The 16,308-nt window shown below is 75.1% G+C and carries 15 protein-coding genes; all 15 read left to right on the forward strand.

Annotation, left to right across the window (positions count from 1 at the left end; genetic code table 11):
• Positions 1 to 4 precede the first annotated feature (4 nt).
• The 15 genes from RSE42_RS07555 (at position 5) to rplS (ending at position 16,280) form a co-directional block, all read left to right on the forward strand.
• Positions 5 to 499 (forward strand): DUF4233 domain-containing protein, encoded by a 495-nt coding sequence (locus RSE42_RS07555; protein ID WP_415298452.1) that lies wholly within the window; start codon positions 5 to 7, stop codon positions 497 to 499.
• A 77-nt stretch (positions 500 to 576) separates the two neighbouring features.
• Positions 577 to 1,029, forward strand: coding sequence for a nucleoside-diphosphate kinase (ndk, locus tag RSE42_RS07560; protein ID WP_031317103.1), 453 nt, complete (start codon positions 577 to 579; stop codon positions 1,027 to 1,029).
• 135 nt (positions 1,030 to 1,164) lie between these two features.
• Positions 1,165 to 4,719 carry a chromosome segregation protein SMC gene (smc, locus tag RSE42_RS07565; RefSeq protein WP_415298454.1) on the forward strand — a complete coding sequence of 1,185 codons (3,555 nt, stop codon included), beginning with the start codon at positions 1,165 to 1,167 and terminating at the stop codon, positions 4,717 to 4,719.
• Positions 4,720 to 4,870: 151 nt separating this feature from the next.
• Positions 4,871 to 5,254 carry a hypothetical protein gene (locus RSE42_RS07570; RefSeq protein WP_043660617.1) on the forward strand — a complete coding sequence of 128 codons (384 nt, stop codon included), beginning with the start codon at positions 4,871 to 4,873 and terminating at the stop codon, positions 5,252 to 5,254.
• Between the two features lie 29 nt (positions 5,255 to 5,283).
• The gene (gene ftsY, locus RSE42_RS07575) at positions 5,284 to 6,465 is read left to right on the forward strand and encodes a signal recognition particle-docking protein FtsY (protein WP_144722805.1); all 1,182 of its coding nucleotides are present in this window, start codon (positions 5,284 to 5,286) and stop codon (positions 6,463 to 6,465) included.
• A gap of 270 nt (positions 6,466 to 6,735) precedes the next feature.
• Positions 6,736 to 8,049 (forward strand): ammonium transporter, encoded by a 1,314-nt coding sequence (locus RSE42_RS07580; protein ID WP_043653257.1) that lies wholly within the window; start codon positions 6,736 to 6,738, stop codon positions 8,047 to 8,049.
• Positions 8,046 to 8,384, forward strand: a complete 339-nt coding sequence (locus tag RSE42_RS07585; RefSeq protein WP_021483028.1) for a P-II family nitrogen regulator — start codon at positions 8,046 to 8,048, stop codon at positions 8,382 to 8,384. The genes RSE42_RS07580 and RSE42_RS07585 overlap by 4 nt, the downstream gene beginning before the upstream one ends.
• Before the next feature lie 16 nt (positions 8,385 to 8,400).
• Positions 8,401 to 10,248: a [protein-PII] uridylyltransferase gene (locus tag RSE42_RS07590; protein WP_415298457.1), complete on the forward strand. Its 1,848-nt coding sequence runs from the start codon at positions 8,401 to 8,403 to the stop codon at positions 10,246 to 10,248.
• A 111-nt stretch (positions 10,249 to 10,359) separates the two neighbouring features.
• Positions 10,360 to 11,973: a signal recognition particle protein gene (gene ffh / locus RSE42_RS07595; protein ID WP_034652454.1), complete on the forward strand. Its 1,614-nt coding sequence runs from the start codon at positions 10,360 to 10,362 to the stop codon at positions 11,971 to 11,973.
• 149 nt (positions 11,974 to 12,122) lie between these two features.
• Positions 12,123 to 13,244, forward strand: coding sequence for an amidohydrolase family protein (locus RSE42_RS07600; RefSeq protein ID WP_043653254.1), 1,122 nt, complete (start codon positions 12,123 to 12,125; stop codon positions 13,242 to 13,244).
• A 179-nt stretch (positions 13,245 to 13,423) separates the two neighbouring features.
• Positions 13,424 to 13,861 (forward strand): 30S ribosomal protein S16, encoded by a 438-nt coding sequence (gene rpsP / locus RSE42_RS07605; RefSeq protein ID WP_021482888.1) that lies wholly within the window; start codon positions 13,424 to 13,426, stop codon positions 13,859 to 13,861.
• Positions 13,861 to 14,100 carry an RNA-binding protein gene (locus RSE42_RS07610; protein WP_021482889.1) on the forward strand — a complete coding sequence of 80 codons (240 nt, stop codon included), beginning with the start codon at positions 13,861 to 13,863 and terminating at the stop codon, positions 14,098 to 14,100. Before rpsP ends, RSE42_RS07610 begins: the two co-directional genes overlap by 1 nt.
• Positions 14,101 to 14,236: 136 nt before the next feature.
• Positions 14,237 to 14,827, forward strand: coding sequence for a ribosome maturation factor RimM (gene rimM / locus RSE42_RS07615; RefSeq protein WP_043653251.1), 591 nt, complete (start codon positions 14,237 to 14,239; stop codon positions 14,825 to 14,827).
• A 1-nt stretch (position 14,828) separates the two neighbouring features.
• Positions 14,829 to 15,647: a tRNA (guanosine(37)-N1)-methyltransferase TrmD gene (trmD, locus tag RSE42_RS07620; RefSeq protein WP_415298460.1), complete on the forward strand. Its 819-nt coding sequence runs from the start codon at positions 14,829 to 14,831 to the stop codon at positions 15,645 to 15,647.
• Positions 15,648 to 15,920: 273 nt separating this feature from the next.
• Complete coding sequence (gene rplS, locus RSE42_RS07625; RefSeq protein WP_021483307.1) at positions 15,921 to 16,280, forward strand: 50S ribosomal protein L19; 360 nt, start codon at positions 15,921 to 15,923, stop codon at positions 16,278 to 16,280.
• The last annotated feature ends 28 nt before the right edge of the window (positions 16,281 to 16,308 follow it).

Consider the following 16,308-nt stretch of genomic DNA (forward strand, 5'->3'; position numbering starts at 1 on the left):
CCGGGTGAGCACCTCGCCGTCGCAGCCCGCCGCGCAGCCGTCCCGCCACGGCCACGCGGCGGGCCCGGTGCGCCCGTCCCCGGGCGACCGCATCAAGCCCAAGAAGCCCGCGAAGGTCCAGTTCGCGTCGACCACGCTCCTGCTCGAGGCGTTCCTCGTCGTGTTCGCGACGCTCGTGGCCTACGGCCTGCGCGACGTGCCGTACTCGCGCGGCCCGCTTGAGCTGCCCTCCGCGACGTCGATCTGGGTCGTGGGCGGGGTGCTCGCCGTCGTGCTCGTCGTGCTGTCGCGCATGGTGGGCACGCCCGGCGGGTACGTCGCCGGGTCCGTGGTCCAGGTGCCCGTGCTCGCGCTCGGGCTGGTGGTGCCCATGATGTTCCTCGTGGGCGGCCTCTTCGTCGTCCTGTGGATCGTCTCGATCCGCCTCGGCGGGCGCATCGACCGCGAGCGCGCGGCCTACGACGCCGAGCACCCCGAGACCGCGCCCAACGCCGCCTGACGGCGCGGCGCGCACGCGGCCGGGCGGCCGCCCGCCGGGCGCGGCGCACGGGCCCGCGGCCGGTAGGCTCGGCGACCATGACCGACGTCGCACCCGCACTGACCGAGACCATCGAGCGCACCCTCATCCTCGTCAAGCCCGACGGCGTCCGCCGCGGCCTGTCCGGCGAGATCCTCCGGCGCGTCGAGGCCAAGGGCTACACGCTCGCCGCCGTGCGCCTGCTCGACGCGACGCCCGAGCTGCTCGCCGCCCACTACGCCGAGCACGAGGGCAAGCCGTTCTTCCAGCCGCTCGTCGACTTCATGCTCTCGGGCAAGATCCTCGCGGTCGTGGCCGAGGGCCAGGGCGTCGTCCCCGGCTTCCGCTCGCTCGCCGGCGCGACAAACCCGACCGAGGCGCTGCCCGGCACGATCCGCGGAGACCTCGGCCGCGACTGGGGCCTCAAGGTCCAGCAGAACCTCGTGCACGGGTCGGACTCGCCCGAGTCCGCCGCGCGCGAGATCGCGCTCTGGTTCCCCGAGCTCGGCTGACCCGCACACGCACGTCCGCCCCGTCCCGGGCCTCCGGGGCGGGGCGTTCGCGTGCCCGCCGCGGTGTCCGCGGTCCGCCACGGCCGGTCGCGGACGTCCGCAGGATCGTGGGAGCGCCGCACTAGGCTCGGGTTCGTGCACCTCAAGACCCTGACGCTGCGCGGCTTCAAGTCGTTCGCGTCCGCGACGACGCTGAGCTTCGAGCCCGGCGTGACGTGCGTCGTCGGGCCGAACGGCTCGGGCAAGTCGAACGTCGTCGACGCGCTCGCGTGGGTGATGGGGGAGCAGGGCGCCAAGACCCTGCGCGGCGGCAAGATGGAGGACGTCATCTTCGCCGGCACGTCGGGCCGGCCCCCGCTCGGGCGCGCCGAGGTGTCCCTGACGATCGACAACACCGACGGCGCCCTGCCGATCGACTACACCGAGGTGACGATCTCCCGCACGCTGTTCCGCAGCGGCGGGTCCGAGTACGCGATCAACGGCAGCGCGTGCCGCCTGCTCGACATCCAGGACCTCCTCTCCGACTCGGGCCTCGGCCGGGAGATGCACGTCATCGTCGGCCAGGGGCAGCTCGACGCCGTCCTGCGCGCGACGCCCGAGGACCGCCGCGGCTTCGTCGAGGAGGCCGCGGGCGTCCTCAAGCACCGCAAGCGCAAGGAGAAGGCGCTCCGCAAGCTCGACGCGATGCAGGCCAACCTCACGCGGCTCGCGGACCTCACGACGGAGATCCGGCGCCAGCTCGGCCCGCTGGGGCGGCAGGCGGAGATCGCGCGCAAGGCCGCGACGATCCAGGCCGACCTGCGCGACGCGCGGGCCCGGCTCCTCGCCGACGACCTGGCCCAGCTCACCGCGACGCTCGAGCAGGAGATGGCCGACGAGGCGGCCCTGCGCACGCAGCAGGCGGAGGTCGAGCGCGCGCTCGCGACGGCGCGCGACACGCTCGGCCGGCTCGAGCGCGAGGCCGCGGAGGCCGCGCCCGCCCTCGGGGCCGCGACGGACGTCTGGTTCCGGCTCTCGTCACTGCGCGAGCGGCTGCGCGGCACGCGCACGCTCGCCGAGGAGCGCGTGCGTCTCCTCGGGCGCCCCGAGGCGGCGCCCCGCGGGCAGGACCCGGACGAGCTCGAGGCGCAGGCCGAGCGCGTGCGCGCGACCGAGGCGGAGCTCGAGGCGGAGGTCGCCCGCGCGCGCGACGCGCTCGCCGCCGCGGTCACCGACCGGGAGGACGCCGAGCAGGCCGCGGGGGAGGCGGAGCGCGCCGTCGCGACGCTGCTCCGCGGTGCCGCGGACCGCCGCGAGGGTCTCGCGCGGCTCGCCGGGCAGGTCGCGGCGCAGCGCACGCGCGTCGAGGCGGCGGAGGCCGAGATCGGGCGGCTGCGCGAGTCGCTCGCGGAGGCCGAGCACCGGGGCACGCAGGCGCGCACCGAGTTCGCGGTGCTCGAGACCCAGGTGGTCGGCGCCGAGGAGGGCGAGGAGGGCCTCGACGCCGAGCACGAGGCCGCGGCAGACGCGGTCGAGCGCACGACCGCCGCCGTGACGGGCCTGGAGGCGGACGCGTCCGCCGCGGACCAGGAGCGCGCGACGTGGAGCGCACGCATCGAGGCCCTCGAGCTGAGCCTCGACCGCAAGGACGGCGCGGGCGCGCTGCTCGCGGCGGACGGCGTCGGCGTCGTGGGGTCGCTCGCGGCCCTGCTCGGCGTCGAGGCGGGATACGAGGACGCGGTGGCCGCGGCGCTGGGCCCGGCCGCCGACGCGGTCGCGGTCGAGTCGGTCGACGCCGCGGTCGACGCGCTGCGGTACCTGCGCACGGAGGACGCCGGGCGCGCGGGCCTCGTCGTGGCGACCGCGGAGCCCGGCCCCGGCCCCGCCGCCGTCGACCTGCCCGACGGCGCACGCTGGGCCGTCGACGTCGTCACCGCGGCCGGGGGCGTCGGCCAGGCGGTGCGGTCCCTGCTGGCGGGCGTGGCCGTCGTCGACGACCTGGGCCAGGCGCGCGCGCTCGTGGCGCGGCACCCGGGCATCGCCGTCGTGACGCGGGGCGGGGACCTCCTCGCGGCGACGCGCGCGTGGGGCGGGTCGGCGTCGGCACCGAGCGTGCTGCACCTGCAGTCGGCGCTCGACGAGGCGCGCACCGCGCACGCCGACGCGACGGCCCGCGCCGAGCGTGCCCGGTTCGCGCTCGTGGGCGCGCGCGAGGCGGCGCAGGAGGCGCGGGCCCGGTACGAGGACACGCTCGACCGGCTCAACGAGTCCGACGCGCAGCTCGCCGCGGTCGCGGAGCAGCTCGGGCACCTGGGCGCGACCGCGCGCTCGGCCGCCGCGGAGGCCGAGCGGGTGCGCGCGTCGCTGGAGCGGGCGTCCCAGGGTCTCGACGACGCGCGCGAGACGCTCGCGGGGCTCGTCGAGCGGCTCGAGGTCGCGGAGGCGGCGCCGGAGCAGTCTGAGGACGCGGTGGCGGAGGCGAGCGCCGAGCGCGACCGCCTCCTCGCACGCGCCTCGGCGGCGCGCACGGCCGAGACCGAGGCACGGCTCGCCCTGCGCACGAGCGAGGAGCGCTCGCGGGCGGTCGCGGGCCGGGCCCAGTCGCTGGCCCGGGCGGCCGCCGCAGAGCGCGACGCGCGCGAGCGGGCCGCGCGGCGCGAGGCGGCGCGGGTGCGGCAGGCGGGCCGCGCGTCCGCGGTGCGCGACGGCGCGACGCTCGCCCTCGCCGCGATCGACCGGTCGCTGGCCCGGGCGGGCGCGGAGCGGGACGCCGCGGAGGCGGCACGGGCCGAGCGCGACACCGCGGTGACCGCCGCGCGCCGCGAGGTCGACGACCTGGCGGCGCGCCTGCGCGAGCTGACCGACGTCGCGCACCGCGACGAGGTGGCGCGCGCCCAGCAGCAGCTGCGCATCGAGCAGCTCCAGGCACGCAGCGTCGACGAGCTCGGGCTCGACCCGGCCGTCCTGGTCGAGGAGCTCGGCCCGCACCGCGAGGTCCCCGTCCCCTCCGACGACGACGAGCCCCGCACGGTCCCGTACGACCGCGCCCAGCAGGAGAAGCGCCTGCGCGCCGCGGAGCGCGACCTCGGCCGCCTCGGCAAGGTGAACCCGCTCGCGCTCGAGGAGTTCGCCGCGATCGAGGAGCGGCACAAGTTCCTCGCCGACCAGCTGGCCGACCTCAAGAAGTCGCGCGCCGACCTGCTGGAGATCGTCAAGGAGATCGACGAGCGCGTCGAGCGGGTGTTCTCGGACGCGTACCGCGACACCGCCGAGCAGTTCGAGCGCGTGTTCGCCCGCATGTTCCCGGGCGGCGAGGGGCGCCTGGTCCTCACCGACCCGGACGACATGCTGACCACGGGCATCGAGGTCGAGGCCCGTCCCGCGGGCAAGAAGGTCAAGCGCCTGTCCCTGCTGTCCGGCGGCGAGCGCTCGCTCACGGCGGTCGCGCTCCTCGTCGCGATCTTCAAGGCGCGGCCCTCGCCGTTCTACGTCATGGACGAGGTCGAGGCCGCCCTGGACGACGTGAACCTCGGCCGCCTGCTCGAGATCTTCCGCGAGCTCCAGGAGGACTCGCAGCTCATCGTCATCACGCACCAGAAGCGCACCATGGAGATCGCCGACGCGCTCTACGGCGTGACGATGCGTGGCGACGGCGTCACGACGGTCATCAGCCAGCGCATGTCCGAGGCGCGCGAGGAGGTCTCCGCCTGACCGGCGCGGGGCGGTCCGTCCGCCTCGTCCGCACCTGGGCGGAACCTCCAGGATCGTTGCAATTCCGGGCCTTGTGAAGATGTGGTGCTGATCGCCGAGCCCCGGCGTGGCTGCGGTCGCGACGCGTTCCGGCGCCCGGATACTGGAGGGCATGGTCTGGATGTTCGTGTGGCTGGGGCTCACGCTCGGCGTCGCCGCCGTCGTGTTCCTGTTCGCGAGCGTCGTCGCGCGCGCCGAGGCGCAGTCGACCGGTGCGACGGGTGACCGACGGGACGGCGAGCAGGGGATGCGCGCCTTCTGGCGCGACTTCCGCTCGGGGCTGCGGCGGCGTCGCCGCCGCGGTGACAACCCGGGCCAGCACGTCGCGACCGTGCGCATGCCGCGGCCGGTGGACACGAGCATCGACGACTTCTTCACGGCCACGCAGGTGTCGTCCAACGCGTACGTCGACGCGGAGGAGCTCACCGACGTCCTGCACCGTGCGCGCGAGCGCGTGCGCCCGCTGCACCCGGGGGAGCGTCCTCCCGAGGCGTGAGCACCGCGTCGGTCTGAGAGACTTCCGGGGTGAACGACCTCCTCCCGCTCTGGATCGTCCTCGGCGTCCTCCTGGTCGTCGGCCTCGTCACCGCCGGGACCGTGTCGGTCCGTCGCCGCGGTCGCCGCGACCTCGTCGAACCCCCGCCCACGGCCCCTGCCGCGCCCCCCGCGACGGCGCCGGACGCCGTGGAGGCGCCGCCCGGCACGGCGACCGTGGAGGCGCCGCCGGAGCCCGACGTCGCCGCCCCGCCCGCGCTCGAGCGCCCGGAGCCGGTCGGTGGTCGGCTCGTCCGGCTGCGCGAGCGCCTCGCGCGCTCCGGGTCGCCGCTCGGCGCCCGCCTGCTGTCCGTCCTCTCGCGGGACCACCTCACCGAGGACGACTGGGACGAGCTCGAGGAGACCCTCCTCCTCGCGGACGTCGGCGCCGGGCCGGCCGGCGAGCTCATCGACGCGCTGCGCACCAAGGTCCGCGTCCTCGGGGTGCGCGACGCCGCGAGCGTGCGCGACCTCCTGCGCACCGAGCTCGTCGCGCTCGTCGACCCGACGCTCGACCGCTCGCTCGCGACGTCCCCGCGCACCGCCGAGGACGGGTCCACCGTGCCCGCCGTGGTGCTGGTCGTGGGCGTGAACGGCACCGGCAAGACGACGACCGTCGGCAAGCTCGCGCGCGTGCTCGTCGCCGAGGACCGCAGCGTCGTGCTGGGCGCGGCCGACACGTTCCGCGCCGCGGCCGCCGACCAGCTCGAGACCTGGGGCTCGCGCGTCGGCGTCCCGACCGTGCGGTCCGACCGTGACGGCGCCGACCCGGCGGCGGTCGCGTTCGACGCGGTGCGCCGCGGCCGCACCGAGGGTGCGGACGTCGTGCTCGTCGACACGGCCGGGCGCCTGCAGAACAAGCAGGGCCTCATGGACGAGCTGGGCAAGATCCGGCGCGTCATCACCAAGGAGGCCCCGCTGTCGGAGGTGCTCCTCGTGCTCGACGCGACGACGGGGCAGAACGGCCTCAACCAGGCACGCGTCTTCGGCGAGGTCGCGGGCGTCACGGGCATCGTCCTGACGAAGCTCGACGGCACCGCGCGCGGCGGCATCGTCGTCGCGGTCCAGCGCGAGCTGGGCGTGCCCGTCAAGCTCGTCGGCCTGGGGGAGGGGCCCGACGACCTCGCCCCGTTCGACCCGGAGCAGTTCGTCGACGGGCTCCTCGGCGCCTGAGGCACGGGCGCGGCCGGGCGCGACGCCCGGCCGCAGTGCCCGGCCGGGTGCCGGTCCGGGTCGCCCCGCCGGGTCACGGTCGTGTCACGGCGCGATCACGGCACGGTCGCGGCGCCGCGCTCCGGGCGCCCGCGCGGTGCGACGAAACCGAACGTTTACGTCCAGCCTGCCCTTGTCACGCCGGCGTAACGCGGCGACACCGCCGGGGAAACCCGCCCGCACCACCGTAGTCCCCGACCGGCCGCCCGGCCGGCGAGGGGAGATGATCCGATGGAGTGGGACACCGGGGCGACCGCGTGGATGCTGACCTCAGCATCCCTCGTGCTCCTGATGACGCCCGGACTGGCGTTCTTCTACGGCGGCATGGTCCGCGCCAAGTCCGTGCTGAACATGATGATGATGTCCTTCGGCGCGATGGCCGTCGTGGGCGTCGTCTACGTGCTGTGGGGCTGGTCCATGTCCTACGGCGAGGCCGGCACGGGTGGCCTGTTCGCCAACCCGTTCGCGCAGTTCGGTCTCTCGGGGGCGATCACGGACGCCGACGGCAGTGCCGTCGCGAGCACGCTCGGCAACTACCCGAACGTGGTCGACGTCGCGTTCCAGGTGACGTTCGCGATCATCACGGTCGCGCTCATCTCGGGTGCGCTCGCCGACCGCGTCAAGTTCGGCACGTGGCTGACGTTCACGGCGATCTGGGTCACGGTCACGTACTTCCCGCTCGCCCACATGGTGTGGGGCGGCGGCTTCCTCTCGGCCAACGAGAACGGTCTCGCCGCGAAGGTGTTCGGGGTGACCGACGGCGCCGCCACGGTCGCGCCGATCGACTTCGCGGGCGGCACCGTCGTCCACATCAACGCCGGTGTCGCGGCGCTCGTGCTCGCGCTCCTCATCGGCAAGCGCAAGGGCTTCGGCACCGAGCCGATGCGCCCGCACAACCTGCCGTTCGTCATGCTGGGCGCGGCCCTGCTGTGGTTCGGCTGGTTCGGCTTCAACGCGGGCTCCGCGTTCGGCGCGAACGAGACGGCCGGCCTCGCCTGGATCAACACCACGAGCGCCACGGCGGCCGGCATCATCGGCTGGCTCGTCACGGAGAAGATCCGCGACGGTCACGCCACGTCGCTCGGTGCCGCGTCCGGCGTCGTCGCGGGCCTCGTGGCGATCACGCCCGCCGCCGGCGCGCTCAACCCCGTCACGTCGATCGTCCTGGGCCTCGTCGCCGGCGCGCTCTCCGCGCTCGCGGTCGGCCTGAAGTACCGCTTCGGCTACGACGACTCGCTCGACGTCGTCGGCGTCCACCTCGTCTCCGGCCTCTGGGGTACCGTCGCGATCGGCTTCCTCGCGACCGACACGGGCCTCTTCTTCGGGGGCGGCGCGCAGCAGCTCGTCGTCCAGGTGCTCATCGCGCTCGTCGCGATCGTCTTCACCGCGATCACGACGACGGTCATCGGCCTGATCCTCAAGGTCACGATGGGCTGGCGCGTGAGCGAGGACGCGGAGGTCGGCGGCATCGACCTCGCGGTCCACGGCGAGACGGCGTACGAGTCCATCCAGCAGGGCAGCGTCATCAGGGAGGTGCGGGCATGAAGCTCGTCACGGGAATCATCCAGCCGCACCGGCTCGACGACGTGAAGTCGGCGCTCGAGGCCGCGGGCGTGCGGGGCATGACGGTCAGCGAGGCCAGCGGGTACGGCCGCCAGAAGGGCCACACCGAGGTCTACCGGGGCGCCGAGTACACGGTGGACCTGGTCCCCAAGGTCCGCATCGAGGTCCTCGTCGACGACGCCGACGCCACCGCGGTCACCGAGGTGATCGTCAAGGCGGCGCAGACCGGCAAGATCGGCGACGGCAAGGTCTGGACGGTGACCGTGGACGACGTCGCCCGGGTGCGCACGGGCGAGCACGGCCCCGGCGCCCTGTGAGGAGACGGACCCTCGGATGACCCACCACGCCGACACCCCGACCACGGGCGGGGTCGCAGGGGGATCGGCGGGGCGCCCGGCAGGGCCGGGAGAGCACGGCACGCAGGTCCCGCACCCCGACGGGGTGCGGGACCTGCGTGCGCGGATGCTCGACGTCGCGCGGTCCATGAGCGGACCGGGCCGCAGCGGGGTCGCGCGCCGCGCCGCCGTCGTCGACCTCGTCACGTCCTCGCTCGCGGGCCTCTGGCTCGAGGCGACCGACGGCGTCGCACCGGAGGGGCTCGCGCTCGCCGCGGTCGGCAGCCTCGGGCGGGGCGACATGGGCCCGGCGAGCGACCTCGACCTCGTCCTCGTCCACGACGGCCGCACCCACACCGCCGACGACGTCGCGCGCGTCGCCGAGCGGCTCTGGTACCCGCTGTGGGACGCGGGCGTCGACCTCGACCACGCGGTGCGCTCCCTCTCGCAGTGCCGCCAGGTCGCGTCGAAGGACGTCCCCGCCGCCGTCGGGTGGCTCGACGTGCGCGCGGTCGCGGGGGACGCGCTCGTCGTGCACCGCGCCTCCTCCGCGGTGCTCACCGACTGGCGCTCCGCGTCGCGCCGCCGCCTGCCCGACCTGCTCTCCTCGACGCGCGAGCGCGCCGAGCGGTCCGGCGAGCTCGCCTATCTCATCGAGCCCGACCTCAAGGAGTCGCGCGGCGGCATCCGGGACGCGGTCGTGCTCTCGGCGCTCGCGGCGACGTGGCTCACCGACCGGCCGCACGGGTCGGTCGACCGCGCGCACGCCCACCTGCTCGACGTCCGCGACACGCTCCAGGTCGTCACGGGCCGGCACACGAGCCGCCTCCTGCTCGCCGACCTCGACGAGGTCGCCGCGCTGTCCGGGTACGACGACCCCGACGAGCTGCTCGCGAGCCTCGCCGCGGCGGGCCGCGAGATCTCCTACGCGCTCGACACGACGGTCCGCCGGGCCCGCCAGGCGCTCCAGCGGCCGTCGGTCGCCCGCCGCCCGGTGCTCGTGCGGGGACGCCGCACGGCGCCGCGGCTGCGGCCGGTGGGCGACGGCCTCGTCGAGCACGACGGCGAGCTCGTGCTCGCCGTGGACGCCCACCCGGAGTCGGACCCGCTCCTGTCGCTGCGCGCCGCGGCGACCGCGGCGCGCACGGGCCTGACGCTCTCGCCCGTGTCCGTCGCCAGCCTCGCGCGCTGCCCCGCCCTGCCGGAGCCGTGGCCGCGCGCCGCGCGGTCCGCGTTCCTCGCCCTGCTCGGGTCCGGCCAGGCCCAGGTCGCGGTCTGGGAGGCGCTCGACCTCGCGGGCGTCGTCACGACGTGGATCCCCGAGTGGGCGGGCGTGCGCAACCGGCCGCAGCGCGCGGCCGTGCACCGGCACACCGTCGACCGGCACCTCGTCGAGGTCGTGGCGCGCGCCGCGCGCGCCCGCAAGGAGGTCGAGCGCAGCGACCTGCTGCTGCTCTCCGCGGTCCTGCACGACATCGGCAAGCGCGCCGGCGCCGCCGACCACTCCGTCGAGGGCGCGCGGCTCGTGCCCGCGATCCTCGGCCGCATGGGCTTCGAGCCGGACGTCGTGGCGGACGTCGAGCGCCTCGTGCGCCACCACCTCACCCTCTCGCGCCTCGCCGTGAGCGAGGACCCCGACGACCCGGCGACGGTCGCGGAGCTCGCGGAAGCCGTCGACCACCGCGCCGACCTGCTCGTGGTGCTGCGCGCGCTCACGGAGGCGGACGCGTCGTCGCTCGGCCCGAGCGCGTGGACGGCGTGGCGTGCGCGCCTCGTGGACGACCTCGTGGGCGAGACGCTCCGTGCGCTGGGCGCCGTGCCGGGGGGACCGGGCGCCGCCGGGTAGGCTGGACCCTCGCGGACGGCCCGTCCCGTGCCCGCTCCACGTCTGCCGGGGAGCGGGGGCGACGGAGGGCCGACGCGCACGAGACTTCCGACGACTGGTGAGGATGACGCGGTGTTCAACACGCTGTCGGACCGACTGACTTCGACCTTCAAGAACCTGCGTGCGAAGGGCCGGCTGTCCGAGGCGGACATCGACGCGACGATCCGGGAGATCCGGCGCGCGCTGCTCGACGCCGACGTCGCGGTGCCCGTCGTGCGCGAGTTCAGCGCGACCGTGCGCGAGCGCGCGCTCTCGGCTGAGGTCTCGGGGGCGCTCAACCCCGCGCAGCAGGTCGTCAAGATCGTCAACGAGGAGCTCGTCGGCATCCTCGGCGGCGAGAGCCGCGGGCTGCGCTTCTCCAAGACGCCCCCGACCGTCATCATGCTCGCGGGCCTCCAGGGTGCGGGCAAGACGACGCTCGCGGGCAAGCTCGCCCTGCACCTGCGCGAGCAGGGGCACACGCCGCTCCTCGTCGCCGCCGACCTGCAGCGCCCGAACGCCGTCACCCAGCTCTCCGTCGTCGCCGAGCGCGCCGGCGTCCCCGTGTTCGCGCCGCACCCCGGCAACCAGAGCGGCGTCGAGGTCGACGACGTGATCGGCGACCCGGTCGCCGTCGCGCGCGAGGGCGTCGAGACGGCGCGGCAGCGCCAGCACGACGTCGTCATCGTCGACACCGCGGGCCGCCTCGGCCTGGACGCCGTCCTCATGCAGCAGGCGTCGGACATCCGCGACGCCGTGCAGCCCGACGAGGTCCTGTTCGTCATCGACGCGATGATCGGTCAGGACGCCGTCGCGACCGCGAAGGCCTTCGAGGAGGGCGTCGACTTCACGGGCGTCGTGCTCACCAAGCTCGACGGCGACGCGCGCGGCGGTGCCGCGCTCTCGGTCCGCGGGGTCACCGGTCGCCCGATCCTGTTCGCGTCCACGGGCGAGAAGCTCACCGACTTCGAGGCGTTCCACCCGGACCGCATGGCGTCGCGCATCCTCGACATGGGCGACGTCCTCACGCTCATCGAGCAGGCCGAGAAGGCGTTCGACGCCGAGCAGGCCGCGAAGATGGCCGAGAAGGTCGCCACGGGTCAGGACTTCACGCTCGCGGACTTCCTGGTGCAGATGCAGCAGATGAAGAACATGGGCTCGATGAAGAAGATGCTCGGCATGCTGCCGGGCATGGGCCAGATGCGCGAGGCCATCGAGAACTTCGACGAGCGCGAGGTCGACCGCATCGAGGCCATCATCCGGTCGATGACCCCCGCGGAGCGGGACAACCCGAAGATCATCAACGGCTCGCGGCGCGCGCGCATCGCCCGCGGCTCCGGCGTGACGACGAGCGACGTGAACCAGCTCCTCGAGCGCTTCGCGGGCGCGCAGAAGATGATGCGGCAGATGAGCCGTGGCGGCGGCATGCCGGGGATGCCGGGCATGGGCAGCCTCCCGGGCATGGGCGGCAAGAAGGCGCGGGGCCGCCAGGCGCCGCAGCGCAAGGTCAAGGGCAAGTCGGGCAACCCGGCGAAGCGGGCCGCGCAGGAGCGCGCGGCCGCCGCGCGCGCGGCGGGGGAGCTCACCGGTCCCGCGGCGCCGTCGGGCTCCGCGTTCGGCGTGGGGGGCACGGACGCGCCGTCCACTCCGACGCCGGACGACCTCCAGCTCCCGCCCGGCTTCGAGAAGCTGCTCGGCGGCCGCTGAGCCGCGGCCGTCCCGGACGGCCGTCCTCGAGCCCGGGTGCGACCCGCAGCCGCCCGGGCGCTAGGTTATGTCCGTGGCACCGCCCGGTGCCGCACCGCGCCCCCGACCGGGCCGTCTCCCCGTCCCGTCCGTCCTCACCCAGGAGCCGCATGTCCGCGCTGGAAGGCCCCACGCTGCACGTCCGCGGCCACGTCATCGTCGGCGACGACCGCGAGGTGGGCGACCTGTGGGTCAAGGACGGGCGGATCAGCCTCACCCGGCCGTCGGCGCAGGGCACCAACATGGTCGAGCTCGAGGGCTGGGCCCTGCCCGGCCTCGTCGACGTGCACTGCCACGTCGGGCTGGGCGCCCAGGGCGCCGTCGACGCGACGACCGCGCAGGAGCAGGCGCTGACGGACCGGGACAGCGGGGTGCTCCTGGTGCGCGACGCCGGCTCGCCGCTCGACACCCGGTGGGTGCACGGCCGTCGCGACCTGCCGCGCCTCGTGCGGGCGGGGCGCCACCTCGCCCGGCCCAAGCGCTACCTGCGCCACTACGGGCTCGAGCTCGACGACGTCGCCCAGCTCCCCGAGGCCGTGCGCCGCGAGGCACGCCAGGGCGACGGGTGGGTCAAGATCGTGGGGGACTGGATCGACCGCGACCTCGGTGCGCAGGGCGACCTGCGGCCGCTGTGGCCCGACGACGTCCTCGCCGAGGCGGTCGCGGCCGCGCACGCCGAGGCCGCCCGTGTGACCGTTCACGCGTTCTCCGACGAGGTGATCCCGTCGCTCCTCGCCGCGGGCGTCGACGGCATCGAGCACGGGACGGGGATCCACCCCGACCTCATGTACGAGATCTCCGAGCGCGGCGTCGCGGTCACCCCGACGCTGCTCCAGATCGGGCAGTTCGAGAACATCGCGCGCCAGGCGGACGCCCGGTACCCGGTGTTCGCGGCGCGCATGCGGCGCCTGCACGAGCGCCGGTACGAGCAGGCCCGGGCGCTGTACGAGTCCGGCATCCAGATCCTCGTCGGCACCGACGCGGGCGGGACGATCGGGCACGGCCGCCTCGCCGACGAGTGCGCCGAGCTCGTCGCCGCGGGCATCCCCGACGCCGCCGTCGTCGCGGCCGCGAGCTGGCAGGGCCGCGAGTACCTCGGCTACACGTCGCTCGTCGAGGGCGCGTCGGCCGACTTCGTCGTCTACCCGCAGGACCCGCGCAAGGATGTCGGCGTCCTGCGCGCCCCCACCGCCGTCGTGCTGCGCGGCGAGATCGTCGCGCCCGCCGCCTGACGCGGTCCGGCGCCGCCCGCAGGTTGGTCGATGCCCTCGCCGTCTGGCACAATGTCCCGGTACTCGGCGTGCCCCGGCCCCTCTCTCCGGCGCGTGCCGTGTCCTGAACCCCTTCCTCGTCCTGTCCCCACGGGACGATCGCGGGTTCGCCCGAACCAGAACCAGGAGAGACCACCACTGTGGCCGTCAAGATTCGTCTGAAGCGTCTCGGCAAGATCCGTGCGCCGTACTACCGTGTCGTCGTCGCCGACTCGCGCACCAAGCGCGACGGTCGTGTGATCGAGGAGATCGGCAAGTACCACCCCACCGAGGAGCCCTCGTTCATCGAGATCACCTCGGACCGCGCCCAGTACTGGCTCGGCGTCGGCGCGCAGCCGACGGAGCAGGTGCTCGCGCTCCTCAAGGTCACCGGCGACTGGCAGAAGTTCAAGGGCCTGCCCGGCGCCGAGGGCACGCTCAAGGTCAAGGGCGAGAAGGTCGACCCGACCGCCGCCATCGAGGCCGCCGCCGCGGACGCCGAGAAGGTCAAGGCCAAGGCTGCCGAGAAGAAGACCGAGGCTCCGGCCGAGGAGACCGCCGACGCGGCCGACGAGGCCGCTGCCGACGAGCAGGCCTGATGATCGCCGAGGCCCTCGAGCACCTCGTGCGCGGCATCGTGGACAACCCGGACGACGTCCGCGTGGCCACGAAGACGCTGCGTCGCGGTGACCTGCTCGAGGTCCGGGTGCACCCGGAGGACCTCGGCCGCGTCATCGGTCGCGGCGGGCGCACCGCCCGTGCCCTGCGCACGGTCGTCGGCGCGCTCGCGACCGACGGGCCGGTCCGTGTCGACGTCGTGGACGTCGACCGCCGCTGAGGCCCGCACCGACGACGCCCCGCGAGGGGCGACGGGCAAGGCCCGGCCCGCCACCGGCGGGCCGGGCCTTCCTGCGTCCGTCGCCGGAGGACCGGCGTGCACCGTCCCATCCAGCACCACACGAGGAGTCACGACGATGGAGCTGACCGTCGCGCGCGTCGGCAAGGCGCACGGGCTGCGGGGCGAGGTAGCCCTCGACCTGCGCACCGACGACCCCGAGGAACGCCTCGCGGTGGGTGAGCGTCTGGAGACGCGGCCCGCCGACGCCGGCCCCCTGACCGTCGCCACCGTGCGCGTCCACCAGGGCCGCTGGCTCGTCGGGTTCGAGGGCGTGCGCGACCGCACGGGCGCCGAGGCGCTGCGCGGCGTCGAGCTCGTCGTCGAGGCCGAGGCGTCCGACGAGGAGGACGCGTGGTACCCGCACGAGCTCGCCGGGCTGCGCGCCGAGGGGACGGACGGCCGCGTGCTGGGCCGCGTCGAGGGCCTCGAGCACCTGCCCGCGCACGACGTCCTCGTGCTGCGCGAGCCGGACGGCGCCCGCACGCTCGTGCCCTTCGTCCGGCAGATCGTGCCGGTCGTCGACGTGGCCGGCGGCCGGGTCGTGCTCGACCCGCCGGGCGGCCTGCTCGCGTCGGACGCGGAGCACCTGGAGGTCGCGGCGCCGAGCGCCGGCGACGCGGCGGGCGAGCCCGGGCCGCAGGGCGCCTCCGCCGACGGCGAGGCCTGACGTGCGGATCGACGTCGTCACGATCTTCCCCGACTACCTCGCCGCGCTGGACCTGTCGCTCGTCGGCAAGGCCCGCACTGCCGGGATCCTCGACCTGCGCGTCCACGACCTGCGCGACTGGACGACGGACCGGCACCGCACGGTCGACGACACGCCGTTCGGCGGCGGCGCGGGCATGGTCATGCGCCCCGACGTCTGGGGGCGGGCGATCGACGACGTGTCCGGCCTGTCGACCGGCGCGGTCGCGGGAGAGGCGAGCGCGGTGCACCTGGTCGTGCCGACGCCGTCGGGCACGACCTTCACCCAGCGCACCGCCGAGGAGCTCGCGACGGAGGAGCACCTCGTCGTCGCGTGCGGACGCTACGAGGGCATCGACGCGCGCGTGGCGGAGCACTACCGTGCCGCCGGGATGCGCGTCAGCGAGCTCTCGATCGGCGACTACGTGCTCAACGGCGGCGAGGTCGCGGCGCTCGTGATGATCGAGGCCGTCGGGCGCCTGCTGCCGGGCGTCGTGGGCAACCCGGAGTCGCTCGTCGAGGAGTCGCACGGGGCCGCGGGGCTCCTGGAGTACCCGGTCTACACGAAGCCGCCCGTGTGGGGCGACCTCGAGGTGCCCGAGGTCCTGCTGTCCGGGCACCACGCCCGGATCCGGCGCTGGCGCCGGGACCAGGCCCTGCGTCGCACCGCCCGCCGCCGCCCGGACATGGTGCGTGCGCTCGACGTCGCGGCCCTCGACCGGCACGACCTGGAGGTCCTCGCGGGGGCCGGCTGGGGCGTCGTCGACGGCCACCTGGAGCGCACCGCCCCTGCCGACGGCTGAGCGGGGACCCTCCCGGCGCGCGCCCGTGGCCCGCGAGGACTGCCGCCCCGGCCGACGGGTGTGGCAGAATGGTCGATCGGTGTGTGCCGCCCCGGACCTCTGCCACAGGGGAGCCCGCGCCCGATCCTCGGGCGGACTGGCACGACGGACCCGACGACCGCGAGGTCGACGACCGTCCACGCGCAGCACGGCACACCCCACCGATACGACGACGGCCCGGTCTGCCCGGGCCACGAGCACGCGTCCGACCTGTGGCGGGCGAGGAGAAGCACCATGCACACGCTGGACAGCGTCGACGCAGCATCGCTGCGCAGCGACGTCCCGGAGTTCCGCCCCGGTGACACGCTCAAGGTCAACGTCAAGGTCGTCGAGGGCACCCGCTCCCGCGTCCAGGCGTTCCAGGGTGTCGTCATCGCCCGTCAGGGCAGCGGCGTCCGCGAGACGTTCACGGTCCGCAAGATCAGCTTCGGCGTGGGTGTCGAGCGCACGTTCCCCGTGCACTCGCCGTCCATCGAGTCCGTCGAGGTCGTGACGCGCGGTGACGTGCGTCGCGCCAAGCTGTACTACCTGCGCGCGCTGCGCGGCAAGAAGGCGAAGATCAAGGAGAAGCGCGAGACCGCGCCCAACCGCTGATCGGCTGTCGGCGACACCGCCGCTCCGC

It is taken from the genome of Cellulosimicrobium sp. SJTW-1, assembly GCF_047716875.1.
Lineage (GTDB): Bacteria > Actinomycetota > Actinomycetes > Actinomycetales > Cellulomonadaceae > Cellulosimicrobium > Cellulosimicrobium funkei.

Bases quoted from the DNA above. Each gene is read 5' to 3' on its own strand.
- ndk (WP_031317103.1), top strand. From the start codon at position 577: ATGACCGACGTCGCACCCGCACTGACCGAGACCATCGAGCGCACCCTC.
- RSE42_RS07570 (WP_043660617.1), top strand. From the start codon at position 4,871: ATGGTCTGGATGTTCGTGTGGCTGGGGCTCACGCTCGGCGTCGCCGCC.
- RSE42_RS07580 (WP_043653257.1), top strand. From the start codon at position 6,736: ATGGAGTGGGACACCGGGGCGACCGCGTGGATGCTGACCTCAGCATCC.
- RSE42_RS07585 (WP_021483028.1), top strand. From the start codon at position 8,046: ATGAAGCTCGTCACGGGAATCATCCAGCCGCACCGGCTCGACGACGTG.
- RSE42_RS07590 (WP_415298457.1), top strand. From the start codon at position 8,401: ATGACCCACCACGCCGACACCCCGACCACGGGCGGGGTCGCAGGGGGA.
- RSE42_RS07600 (WP_043653254.1), top strand. From the start codon at position 12,123: ATGTCCGCGCTGGAAGGCCCCACGCTGCACGTCCGCGGCCACGTCATC.
- RSE42_RS07610 (WP_021482889.1), top strand. From the start codon at position 13,861: ATGATCGCCGAGGCCCTCGAGCACCTCGTGCGCGGCATCGTGGACAAC.
- rimM (WP_043653251.1), top strand. From the start codon at position 14,237: ATGGAGCTGACCGTCGCGCGCGTCGGCAAGGCGCACGGGCTGCGGGGC.
- rplS (WP_021483307.1), top strand. From the start codon at position 15,921: ATGCACACGCTGGACAGCGTCGACGCAGCATCGCTGCGCAGCGACGTC.